11 protein-coding genes and 2 pseudogenes are annotated in these 11,319 nt (G+C 75.3%); 4 read left to right on the forward strand and 9 right to left on the reverse strand.

What is annotated here, in order from left to right; all coding sequences use genetic code 11:
• Positions 1-135 precede the first annotated feature (135 nt).
• The 4 genes from IEY94_RS20050 to IEY94_RS20065 all read right to left on the reverse strand — a co-directional run bounded on the left by IEY94_RS20050 (position 136) and on the right by IEY94_RS20065 (position 4,363).
• On the reverse strand, positions 136-1,338 hold the full coding sequence (locus IEY94_RS20050; RefSeq protein ID WP_189171786.1) for a S8 family peptidase: 1,203 nt from the start codon (positions 1,336-1,338) through the stop codon (positions 136-138).
• Between the two features lie 68 nt (positions 1,339-1,406).
• Complete coding sequence (locus IEY94_RS20055) at positions 1,407-2,219, reverse strand: S1 family peptidase (RefSeq protein WP_229784285.1); 813 nt, start codon at positions 2,217-2,219, stop codon at positions 1,407-1,409.
• Between the two features lie 178 nt (positions 2,220-2,397).
• Complete coding sequence (locus IEY94_RS20060) at positions 2,398-3,360, reverse strand: hypothetical protein (protein ID WP_189171787.1); 963 nt, start codon at positions 3,358-3,360, stop codon at positions 2,398-2,400.
• Positions 3,361-4,000: 640 nt separating this feature from the next.
• Positions 4,001-4,363 carry a VOC family protein gene (locus tag IEY94_RS20065; protein ID WP_306341612.1) on the reverse strand — a complete coding sequence of 121 codons (363 nt, stop codon included), beginning with the start codon at positions 4,361-4,363 and terminating at the stop codon, positions 4,001-4,003.
• 173 nt (positions 4,364-4,536) lie between these two features.
• On the opposite strand from IEY94_RS20065, the pseudogene IEY94_RS20070 reads away from it, so the two are divergent.
• Together IEY94_RS20070 and IEY94_RS20075 are read left to right on the forward strand one after the other, a co-directional pair.
• A pseudogene (locus IEY94_RS20070) lies at positions 4,537-5,022 on the forward strand (pyridoxamine 5'-phosphate oxidase family protein).
• Positions 5,023-5,157: 135 nt separating this feature from the next.
• Positions 5,158-5,535, forward strand: a complete 378-nt coding sequence (locus IEY94_RS20075; RefSeq protein ID WP_189171789.1) for a tyrosinase family oxidase copper chaperone — start codon at positions 5,158-5,160, stop codon at positions 5,533-5,535.
• A gap of 87 nt (positions 5,536-5,622) precedes the next feature.
• Here IEY94_RS20075 and IEY94_RS23735 read toward each other — a convergent pair whose 3' ends face one another.
• The 3 genes and pseudogenes from IEY94_RS23735 to IEY94_RS20085 form a co-directional block, all read right to left on the reverse strand.
• Complete coding sequence (locus IEY94_RS23735; protein WP_229784303.1) at positions 5,623-6,027, reverse strand: YjbQ family protein; 405 nt, start codon at positions 6,025-6,027, stop codon at positions 5,623-5,625.
• Between the two features lie 33 nt (positions 6,028-6,060).
• Positions 6,061-6,351, reverse strand: a pseudogene (locus tag IEY94_RS24050) (sporulation protein); the annotation flags it as partial.
• A gap of 35 nt (positions 6,352-6,386) precedes the next feature.
• The gene (locus tag IEY94_RS20085) at positions 6,387-7,709 is read right to left on the reverse strand and encodes a hypothetical protein (protein WP_189171791.1); all 1,323 of its coding nucleotides are present in this window, start codon (positions 7,707-7,709) and stop codon (positions 6,387-6,389) included.
• A 261-nt stretch (positions 7,710-7,970) separates the two neighbouring features.
• On the opposite strand from IEY94_RS20085, the gene IEY94_RS20090 reads away from it, so the two are divergent.
• Complete coding sequence (locus IEY94_RS20090; RefSeq protein WP_189171792.1) at positions 7,971-8,765, forward strand: arylamine N-acetyltransferase family protein; 795 nt, start codon at positions 7,971-7,973, stop codon at positions 8,763-8,765.
• Positions 8,766-8,907: 142 nt separating this feature from the next.
• A complete protein-coding gene (locus tag IEY94_RS20095; protein ID WP_189171793.1) occupies positions 8,908-9,825 on the forward strand; it encodes a PLP-dependent cysteine synthase family protein in 918 nt (305 codons plus the stop codon).
• A gap of 81 nt (positions 9,826-9,906) precedes the next feature.
• Here the strand turns inward: IEY94_RS20095 and IEY94_RS20100 are convergent, their stop codons facing one another.
• Together IEY94_RS20100 and IEY94_RS20105 are read right to left on the reverse strand one after the other, a co-directional pair.
• Positions 9,907-10,602: a hypothetical protein gene (locus IEY94_RS20100; protein WP_189171794.1), complete on the reverse strand. Its 696-nt coding sequence runs from the start codon at positions 10,600-10,602 to the stop codon at positions 9,907-9,909.
• A complete protein-coding gene (locus tag IEY94_RS20105; protein WP_189171795.1) occupies positions 10,599-11,279 on the reverse strand; it encodes an ATP-binding cassette domain-containing protein in 681 nt (226 codons plus the stop codon). Before IEY94_RS20105 ends, IEY94_RS20100 begins: the two co-directional genes overlap by 4 nt.
• Between the last annotated feature and the right edge of the window lie 40 nt (positions 11,280-11,319).

The raw sequence follows: 11,319 nt of genomic DNA on the forward strand, positions 1-11,319 counted from the left end.
AGCCCTTTCCCCGTCGGCGGGAGAGGAAACGGCCGGTGGCCGGATCCACCCGCGGTGATGACCGTACGGCGAACACGCCGCCGGGCGGGCGCCGTCCCCGACGGCGCCCGCCCGGCGAACCGGTACGGCGTCCGGCTAGGACAGCCGCACGTACAGCAGGCGGTTCGGGACGCCCTTGCCCGGGTTCTTGATCACGTTCGGGGTCGCGTTGTCGACGACCCACTTCTTCACGTCCGCCGGCCGGTACGCCGGGAACTTCTCCAGCAGCAGCGCCGCCGCCCCGGCGACGTGCGGGGTCGCCATCGAGGTGCCCGACATGCCCGCGCTGCCGCTGTCGCCGCTGTGCGAGGCCGAGGTGATGTTCACGCTCGGGGCGAGGACGGTGATGCACGAGCCCCAGTTCCACTGGAACTGGTCGCTGCTGTTCGTCCCGCCCACGGTGATCGCGCTGGCGGCGCTGGCCGGCGAGTACGTGCACGAGTCCTTGCCCTCGTTGCCCGCCGCCGCGACCTGGACGATGCCCGCGGCCGAGCCCCGGTCGACGGCCTCGTTCATCGCCTTGTGCGGGTACAGGTCGGCCCGGAAGCTCATGTTCGTGACGGCCCGGGTGCCCTTGGCCTTCTCGGTCACCCAGTCGATCGCCTTGATGATGCCGTCGTCCGGGCCGTTGTTGGCGCAGTCCAGGACGCGGACGGCGACGATCCTCGCCTCCTTGGCCACGCCGTACGTCTTGCCGGCGAACGTGCCCGCGGTGTGCGTGCCGTGGCCGTGGCAGTCCTGCGCGGTCGCGTCGTTGTCGATGAAGTCGTACCCGTCGGTGACCCGCCCGCCGAAGTCCTGGTGCGTCCTGCGGATGCCCGAGTCGATGCCGTAGATCGTCACGCCGGCGCCGGTGGTGTCGTAGACGAACTTCTTGTCCAGCGGCAGGGCCTTCTGGTCGATCCGGTCGATCCCGTACGACGGCGGGTTCTGCTGCTCGCCGGCGCCGCGCACGTTCCCGCTGGCGTGGACGTACCTCACGCCCGGCTCGGCGGCCAGCCGGCGGGCGTCGGCGGCGTCCATCGCGACCGAGAACCCGCGCAGCGTGTGCTCGTAGGTGAACCGGACCGTGCCGTCGTGCCGCTCCGCCAGCCGCCGCGCGGTCGCGGCCACGCCCGCGGCGGCGAACGCGCCGTCCTGCAGGACGACGATGTAGCGGCCCGGGACCGCGCCCGGCGCCCCGGCCGCGACGATCGTGCCGACCGCGGCCGACGCCGGGCCGGCGGTACCGGCTACGGCGGCCGCCAGGCCGGCGGCCAGGCCCGCGGCGATCCCGCGCGCGATGTTCGGTGAACGCATTGTTCCTCCAATGGGGTGGAAGGGGACCGCGGCGCGGGCGGGTGCCCGCGCCGCGGCGGCGGCGCGGGTCAGCGCAGGCCGGCGCCGATGGTGCGGACCTGCTCGTTGGCCCAGTCGCCCAGCACGCCGTTGAGCCGGCCGTGGGCGTTGTAGGAGGCGCAGTCGGTGCGCAGCCAGGAGAAGACGCCGTACACCCTGCCGTCGTGCAGGTACGGGCCGCCGCTGTCGCCCTGGCACAGCCCGGTGCTGCCGTCGCCGAAACCGCTGCAACTCATGTACTTGTCGTCGTACTGGAAATTGATCTGCTTGCAGTTCTTCGGGTCGACCGTGGGCAGCGTGGTCTTGTAGAGCTTGGTGTTCTTGTTCGCGTCCTGCGAGTCGGACTTGCCGTAGCCGACGGCCGTCCCCTCGGTGCCCAGCGGCAGCGGGTCGCCGGACTTCGCGATCGGCGGGTACGCCATTCCGGCCGGCGTGGGGATGTCCGACCCGGCGACGATGACCGCCACGTCGAAGCCGGTCCGCCAGCCGTCGTTGGCCTGGTACTTCGGGTGCTGGCGGTACTCGGTGATGGGGATGCGGGCGCCGGTGGCGTCGGCGAGGTCGTCCCGGCCGTACACGAGGTACTTGTCGCCCTGCGCGTACTTGCAGTGGGCGGCGATCAGGACGATGCGCCTGGCGACGACCGTGCCGGTACAGGACTGCTCGGTCGGCCGCGCGCCGCCGACCCGGTGCTGGGAGATGATGAACGGGAACTCGGCCACGGTGGCCGGCGTGCCGTTGATGACCCGGGCGGTCCCGGCCGGGTCGGCGGCCGCGGCGGGCGCCGCGACGGCGGCGGCGGCCGCGACGGCGGCCAGGACGGATGCGAGCGATCGGTACATGGACGACTCCTCGGCGGAGCCCGGCGAGCGGGTTACTTGCCGGTGCGGGGTGGTGTCCGGGGACGGTAGTTCCGCCCGTACGCACTCCGGCAGCCGCTTTGAAATCGACGTCGATGATTACGTCGTAATACTGTTGGGACTCTGTGGAAAACCGTTCGGCCGGGCCCCGGCGCAATGCTCAGGAATCGGGCCATTCCCAGCGCATGCCGACAATGCCCGGCGGCACGTCGTGCTCCACCAGCAGCGCCGTGTTCGACGCGCCGATCCACAGTTCCCGCCCGATCTCCTCGGGCGCGCCGACCGTGCGGCGCTCGTGCCGGTGGCACCGGGCCGGCACCGCGCCGGCGGTGAACTGCACCTGTAGCAGGTACTCGCGGACCTGCTGGAGAAAGCGGTACTCGTAGCTCAGCATCAGCAGCGGCTCGGGGAAACTCCACGAGTACTCGATGTACGCCGGCTCCCCCGCCATCAGCATCCGGTCCAGGATCAGCTCGCAGGCGATCAGGCCCGCCGTGCGGTCCACGCTCACCCGCCCGGTCCGGCAGTACCGCGTGTCGGTCAGCGCCGGCGGGCTCGCCGGGTCCTCGTCGGCGAGGTACAGCACCCCGCAGTGGGCCACCCGGTCGGCGTTCGCCCGCAGGATCTCCCGCATCCGCACCCCGGTCACCCGGCGCTGCGCGTCCACCCCGACCAGGACGTGCGTGCTCAGCCGGCTCAGCGCCCCGCGCGGCGGCACCCCGATCCGGTCCAGCATCAGCCCGGCCTGGTCGCCGTCGAACAGCCGGCCCGCCTCCACCACCCCCGACGACCGGCCCACCCACCGGCCGCGGGCGCGGCGCGGGCCGAGCAGCCCGACCAGCGCGTCGGCCGGCAGCCCGAGCAGCTCCTCGACGAGCCGGACTGCCCGCAGCGACTCCGGCCGCTCCGGCCGCCGGCGGCCGCGCCGCCAGTAGCTCAGCGTGGTGGTGCTGACCGGTACGCCCCGCTCGACCAGGTACGCCCGGATCTCCTCCAGGCTCAGCCCGCCGGCCTCGATCGCCAGGTCCAGGGCCGCCGGGAACGGTCCGGCGCGCAGGGCCCGGAGCAGGTCGGCGCGCGCCGCGGAGCCGGGGCCGCCCGGGGGCGTCGCGTCGACCGCCATGGCACCTCCGGGTCGGGGCTCGGCACGGCGGACGGCCGCGCCGACCACCCATCATGCGCGGCCGCCGGCACGTTGTCACCGGCCGTCCGGCCGGCAACACATTCATCGCGATGTATCCGTCACCGCCCGGGACCGGCGCCGACGGCCCACGACCGCCGCGGCGCCGGCCGGTCGTGGCCGCCGTGGTGGCCCGGGTCGGTCGAATCGCCCGCACGGCCGGGCCCGGCAGCGGCAGGCCGGACAGGTCCGCGGCGACGTCGCCGCGCCAGAAGCTCGTCCGCCGCACCGACCCGACCGGCCCCGCGTCGTCGTACAGCTCCTGGCCGCCCGTCCAGAACGACGTCCGCCGGAACCGGTACTCCCGCCCGCCGGCCCGGACCGTCCACCGCCTGCGCCCGACCCGCTCGGCCGCCGCGAGCTCGACGCCGGCGTCGTCGGTCAGCGTGTACCGGGTGCCCCACACGTTGCCGCGCACGCGGTGCGCCCGCCCGTCGAGGGTGAAGTCGCCGCCGCTGCGCCGGCGTCCCGGGTGGCGAGGACGGTACCGTCGCGCGCGACCTCGTACCGGTCCCGCCGGATGCTCGTCTTCCGCGCCGTCAGCACGCCCCCATCGAAGGCGCGCGCCGCACCCGCCGGGCGGTCACGAATAGGGGTGGTCGACCTCCTGCACCGTACGGGAGAGCAGGCAGAACTCGTTCCCCTCGGGGTCGGCCAGCACCACCCAGCTCACGTCCGGCCCCTGCCCCACGTCGACCCGCCGCGCCCCGAGGTCGAGCAGCCGGGCCAGCTCCTCCCCGGTCGACACCCCGTCGGCCCGCAGGTCGAGGTGCAGCCGGTTCTTGACCTTCTTCTCCTCGGGCACCCGCACCACGTCGATCGCCGGCCACGCCCCGTCGGCCGCCGCGATGCTGATCACGGTGTCGTCCCGATCGACGACCCGCCACCCCAGGACCCGACACCAGAACTCCGCAACAGCATCCGGCCGCACCGCGTCAACGGCCACCACAGCAACCCGACTAGCCATCCCGCCATGCTCCCACCGTCAACAGGACGTCAGACACCTTTCACCCCCTCCACGACGTACCCCGCCCCGGGTTGATCACAGCGCACCGGCGCGACCCGGCCGTACGAAAGGGCAGGCGTTTGCCGGCCGGTGGGGGCGGGAACGTCGCGGGTATGACCGACACCGACACCCGCGCCAAGCTGATCGAGCTGCTCCGGGACTCCGACCTGTGCATGTTCACCACGATGACCAAGGACGGCCGGCACCTCAGCCGGCCCATGTCCATGCAGGAGGTGGAGGCCGACGGCGACCTGTGATTCTTCGCGTTCGAGGACTCCGACCTGGTCGCGCAGGTGCGGGACAGCCCGCAGGTCAACGTGGCGGTCAGCGACAAGGGCAAGTGGATCTCGGTCAGCGGCCGGGCCGAGACCGGCTTCGACCGGGCGCGCGCCGAGCGGCTCTGGCACAAGCAGCTCGAAGCGTGGTTCAAGGACGGCGTCGACACCCCCGGCCTTACCATGATCAAGGTGGCGGCGGAGTCGGCGCAGTACTGGGCGACCCCGCACGGCCGCATGATCACCATGCTCGAGTACACCGCCTCCGCGGTCCTGCGCACGGACCCGCCGGAGGCCGACCAGGGCTCGGTCCGGCTCCGCTGACCCCCGTCGCGGCGCCCGGCACCCGGCCCGTCGCGCGTCGGATAGGGCCGTGATAGCCCGCCGGTGCACAGTGTGAGGGTAGCCGCGGCCCGATTCCCGGGCCGGACCACGACGGGGGAGTTCGGAGGAGATGTCATGCGAGGGTTCACCGCCGCGCTCACGACCGTGCTGACCGCCGCCGGTCTCGCCGCCGCCGCGGCGGGGCCGGCCGCGGCCGCCCGCCCGGTCGACGGCGCGTTCGCCGCGCCCGCCACCGACCCGCAGCCGGGGCACTTCCGCGAGCAGTACCGCGGCCGCGAGATCACCGGCTGGGGTCGGGACGAGGCCGCCTGCGCGTTCATCGACGGGGTGCGGCTGGAGCTGTACCCGATGGGCGCGAACAAGTACACCAGCGCCGTCCAGGCGTACCGCGAGGAGCAGGGCGTCCGGGCCATCACCCGGGCCTCGGTCCGGGTACTCGGCGAGTCCGACCTGACCCCGCCGGCCCTGCCCGACGACCGCTGCGCAGGCTGACGCAGCACCTCACGCACCCGAACACCCACTGACGACCCGGACGCCGGCCGGGGGACGCTTCCCACCGTCCCCCGGCCGGCGTCGCGGTCAGCCGGGCAGGAACGAGAAGCGCACCTGCCGGTCCGGGTTGTCGCCGTTGGTGTCCACCAGGCACACCGACTGCCAGGTACCGAGCGCGAGCCGGCCGCCGAGGACCGGCAGCACCGCGTACGGGCTGACGAACGCCGGCAGCACGTGGTCCCGGCCGTGCCCGGCCGCGCCGTGCCGGTGCCGCCACCGGTCGTCCCGCGGGAGCAGGTCGTCCAGGGCGGCCAGCAGGTCGTCGTCCGAGCCCGCGCCGGTCTCGATGACCGCGACCCCGGCGGTGGCGTGCGGGACGAACACGTGCAGCAGGCCGTCCCCGGCGCCGGCCAGGAACGCCTCCGCCTCGGCGGTGAGGTCGAGGACGACCGGGGCGCGGCCGGTCCGGACGCTGATCAGTTCACTCCTCATGCCGGCCAGTCTGCCCGGCTGCTCCTGGCAGAACGGCGGCGCCCGGCGGCTGCCGCGGACATGCCCGGCCTCCGGGTCGGCCGAGGTGAACCGGAAGCCGAGCCGGTCCAGCGCGCCGGGGATGGCCGCCGGCGCCGGCAGCGGCTGGACGGCCAGCGCGTCCGGGTCGCCCTTGTCGACGGCCCGCGCGATGGCGACCTCGGTCCGCACGCCCATGGTCATGCCGGCCGGCGGGCGCCCGCCGGCCTCGGTGAGCGGCATCTCCCACGGGCAGGTCCCCGAGCGCGGCCGACGCCAGCACGCGGAACTGTACGTTTCGTCCACTCAGGGTCACCCCGGGTCACCCGCCCCGGGGGCGCTCACTCCTTGAGGGAGTGGGCCACCCAGACGCCGGGCTCGCGGTACGTGCCGACGTCGCGCTGCCGGTCGATCGCGAGCGGCACGAGGCCGTCCGGGATCACGTACTCGCCGCTGGCCGGGAAGGCCAGGCCCGTCCAGTCCCGCCACTGCGCGACGCTGCCGGTGACGGTCAGCGACGGCGCGGCGGGGCCGAGGACCCGGGCGCCCAGCGCGCGGTGCCGCCGCAGCTCGGGGTCGAAGGCCCGGCCGTCGGCGTCGCGCCACTCGGCGTAGTCGGCCGGGTCGTGCAGCGGGTACCGGGCCTTGCCCGCGGGGCGGACGGGCGCGATCAGCGTGCCGGCGCCGATCTCCGCGGCGGCCTCGCGCAGCGCCGGGAGCAGCGCGTCCGCGGCGTCCCCGGCGCCGGGGTCCGCGGTGACCGCCAGAGCGGCGACGGCGTTCGGCTGGCCGCCGGTGGCCAGCAGCTCGTGCGCGCGCAGCAGGGTGCCGTCCCAGCCGGCGGGCAGGTCCGCGGCGGTCCCGTCCCAGCGGAGCGGCACGGACAGGCCGGCGCCGTGCGCGGCGCCCGCGCCGTCGACCAGCACGGCCACGTGCCGCGGTACCCGGGCGAGCAGGTCGAGCAGGTCCAGCCCGTGCGCCGGCGTGCCGTACAGCAGGAAGTGCGGCCACCGCGCGGCGAGCACCGCGGCCACCCCGGCGAGCAGCTCCGGCCGGTCGGCGAGCCGGACCACCCGCAGCTCGCCGGCGTCCGGCGCGACCACGGTGCCGGGCGGGCGGCCGAGCAGCGCGGGGTCCATGACGTAGTACGTCTGCCGGTCCACCTCGCCGAGGCCGTACCCGTGCCGGCGCCCGACCAGGGCCAGGCCGCGGGTCGCGTCGCGGTCGGCCAGGTACGCGCACACGTCGACGCCGACGACCGCGCCCGCCCGCCGGGACCGCTGTACGGCGCGGTCGGCCAGCTCCAGCGGGAGCCGCGAGCCCCGCAGGTCGGGCCGGACCACGGTCGGGCCGAGGTAGAAGATGGCGCCGCGGGCGGCGTGCCCGGGGTACCGGGCGGCCAGGTACTCGGTGCTCACCCACGACACGGCGGCCGGGTCGGTGGCCAGCGTGGCCAGGCCGGCGGGCCGGCCGGCGGCGTCCCGGGCGACGTACTTCTCGATCCGGGGGTCGGCCAGCTCGGCGGCGAACTCGTCCGCGGTCAGCGGCCGGCCGGAGGCGGCCCGGTCGGCGAGCGGGGCGAGGGCGGCGGCGTACAGCGCGTACAGCGGCTCGACCTCCGCGGCGGGCAGCGCGGTCTCGACGGAGATCGTGGTTCCGCTCATCGCGCCTCACCTCGTCGATCCCGGCGCCGGCACGCCGCCCGCCACCGACGATAACGGGATCGGGCGGGCCCGGCGGCCCGGATCGCGTTCGCGCACCGCGAACGTCCGACCTTTCCCGAACGGCACCTCCGCGCCGGTATCCCCTCACCGCCGGACGCGGCGCGGAGACGGCCAGCGGCGCCGGCCGCGGTGGGGGCGGCGGCGCCGGGCGGGATCGCGCATCGGTGGCGAGCGGTGGCGCCGGGCGGGCATGGTGGGGGGATGACCGACCCGGACGGCGTCCCCGCGTACCTCGACCGGATCGGCGCCGCCGCGCCCGACCCGCCGGACGCCGCCGCGCTGGCCGCCCTGCACCGCGCCCACCTGCTCGCGATCCCGTTCGAGAACCTGGACATCCACCTCGGCACGCCCACGCCGCTGGACCCGGCCGCGCTGCTCGACAAGATCGTCCGCGGGCGCCGGGGCGGCTTCTGCTACGAACTGAACGGGCTGTTCGCCCGGCTGCTGGAGGCGCTCGGCTACCGGGTCGCCCGGCTGGCCGCCCGGGTCTGGACGGGCGAGCGGTACGGGCCGCCGTTCGACCACCTCGCCCTCCTGGTGACCCCGCCGGGCGGCGAGGGCTGGCTGGCGGACGTCGGCTTCGGCCGGCACAGCGTGTTCCCGCTGCGCTGGGCGGCCCGCGGCGACCAGCGCGACCCGGCCGGCACCTTCCGGCTCGCCGACACCCCGGACGGCGACGTGGACGTGCTCCGCGACGACGAGCCGGCCTACCGGCTGGAGCTGCGCGAGCGGGCACTCGCCGACTTCGGGCCGACCTGCTGGTGGCAGCGGACCGCGCCGGAGTCCTCGTTCACCCGCCGGACGGTGTGCAGCCGGCTCACCCCGGACGGCCGGGTCACGATCGCCGGCCGCCGGCTGATCGTCACCCGCGGGGACGACCGGGCCGAGGAGGAGCTGGTCGGGGACGCGGCGCTGCTGGCGGCGTACGAGCGGCACTGCGGGGTGGTCATCCCGGCGGACCGGTGGGCGGCCCGCGGCCCGGCGCCCGGCCACTGACCGCCGGTTGGCCCTTTCCCCCCGCCCGCCGGGCGGGCAGGCTCGGTGCCACGACGGCGCCCGGCCCGACCCGGGCCGGGCCGGGCCCGGGTTCCGGACCGACCCCGGGTCCGGGCCGTCGGTGGGTGCAGGGGGTGGTGCGGTGAGCGGGTTCGCGGGGATCGGCGGGACGCCCGTCGTGCCGCTGCGCCGCCTGACCGGCCCGGCCGACGCCGCCGTCTGGGTCAAGCTGGAGGGCGCCAACCCCACCGGCTCGTACAAGGACCGGATGGCGCTGGCCATGATCGAGGGCGCCGAGGCCGCCGGGCGGCTGCGGCCCGGCCAGCCGGTCGTCGAGGCGAGCGTGGGGAGCACCGGGTCGGCGCTGGCGCTGGTCTGCGCGGTCAAGGGGTACCCGCTGCGGATCGTCTCCGCCGACTGCGTCGCCCCCGCCAAGCTCGCCACGATGCGCGCGTTCGGCGCCGACGTCGAGCTGGTGCCCGCGCCGGCCGGCATGACGCCGGACCTCATCCCGGCGATGACCGCCCGGGTCCGGGAGATCGCCGCCCGGACCGGCGCGTACTGGACCGACCAGTTCACCAACACCGACATGGTCGCCGGGTACCGCCGGCTCGGCGCCGAGCTGCTCGCCGGCGTGCCCGGCCCGATCGACGCGGTCTGCCTGTACGTCGGCACCGGCGGCTGCTTCCTCGGCACCAGCGCGGCGCTGCGCGAGCGGTACCCCGACCTGCTCCGCGCGGTGGTCGAGCCGGCCGAGTCGGCGGTCCTGTCCGGCGGGCCGCCGGGCGCGCACCGGGTCGAGGGCGGCGGCATCGGCCGCCGGCCGCCGCTGCTGGCGCCGGACGCCCACGACGAGGTGCTCGCCGTACCGCAGGCGGAGGCGTTCGCGCTGGCCCGCAGGGCGGCCCGGGCCGAGGGCATCCTGTCCGGCCCGTCGACCGGGATCAACCTGGCCGCGGCGCTGCGCCTGGCCCGCCGGCTGGGCCCGGGCCGGACCGTGGTGACGGTCCAGGTGGACAGCGGCCTGAAGTACCTCGACGGCCCGCTGCACGCCGCCTGAACCGGCCCCGGCAACGCGACCGGGCCGCCGCGGTCGGTCCGCGCCGGCCCACGGTGCGGCGGGCCGGCGCGGGCGGCGCGGTCAGGCGCCGGCGGCCTGCAGGCGGATGTGCGAGCGGCGGCGCAGCCGGTACGCCGCCATGCCCGCCGTCGCCGCGAGCAGCACGCCCACGTAGATCGCCGCGTGCACGACCCCGTCGCGCAGATGGTCCACCGCGCCCATCTCCACGCCGTAGATCCCCACCTCGCGGGTGGACCAGAACGGCAGCAGCTTCGCCAGCTCCTCCGCCGGGTCGACCAGGAACTGCAGGCCGGTCAGCGTGATCAGGATCAGCGTGCCCTCCAGGTCCCGCGGCGCCAGCGCGCTGATCAGCAGCCCCAGGGGTGCGGCGACCAGCACGGTCAGCCCGAACTCCAGGCCGACGGCCAGCGGCCGGTCGAGGTCCTGGTCCAGCACGATCAGGCCCCAGTACGCCCCGCCGAGCACCGCGCCCAGCGACAGCAGCGCGAGCAGCGTGCCGACGTACAGGTGGAAGACCCGGAAGCCGGTCTGCCGCAGCCGCGACTCCACCGCCTTGGTGGTGTTGCTGGTGAACAGCGCCGCGGTGCTGACCGCCCAGGCCAGGCCGAGGCCGGCGAACCGGATGGCCTTCTCCGGCTGGTCGGTGTGCCGGGCCAGGTAGAACGTCAGCGGGACCAGCGCCAGCAGGCCCAGCGCGGTGCGGCGCCGGGCCAGGTCCCGGCACATCATCTCGGCCACGGTGAGCAGCTTGGTCATGAGTTGCAGTCCGCCTTCGGGGTCAGGTCCAGGACGGTGTCCACCTGGTCGAGCGAGTTCAGCATGTGGGTGATCACCACGACCGCGGTGCCGGCGTCGCGCTTGCGCAGCACCCACTCCCAGAAGTCCACATAGCTGCCGCGGTCGAAGCCCTGGTACGGCTCGTCCAGCAGCAGGATGTCCGGCTCGCCGAGGGCCGCCAGGACCAGGTTGAGCTTCTGCTGGGTGCCGCCGGACAGGTGCCGCGCCTGGATCGGCGGGGCGGCGTTCCAGGCCAGGTGGGTGGCCAGCTCGCGGCCGTCCGCCCGGGCCCGGCCGCGGCCCAGGCCGCGGCCGGCGCCGAAGAACACGAAGTGCTCGTCCGGGGTGAGGAAGCCCATCAACCCCGCCTGCTGCGGGCAGTACGACAGCTTGCCGTTGATCGTCACCGTGCCCGTTGTCGGGCTCAGCAGGCCGGCGCAGATCTTCAGCATGGTCGACTTGCCGCACCCGTTGGCGCCGATGATCGCGGCGACCTCTCCGGATCGGACGGTCAGGTCGACGTCGCGCAGGACGTGGCGCTTGCCGAAGCGCTTGTGGATGCCGGCCGCCCGCAGCCGTACGGGCCGGGGTTCGGACGGTTCGACGACGGCTGCCGGGGGAGTTCGGGGGGCCGCCGGACTATCGGTGATGTCCATGCTTGTCACCTTAATGCCTCAACGCCGCCGACCATCCGGT

It is taken from the genome of Pilimelia anulata, assembly GCF_014647895.1.
Classification (GTDB): domain Bacteria; phylum Actinomycetota; class Actinomycetes; order Mycobacteriales; family Micromonosporaceae; genus Pilimelia; species Pilimelia anulata.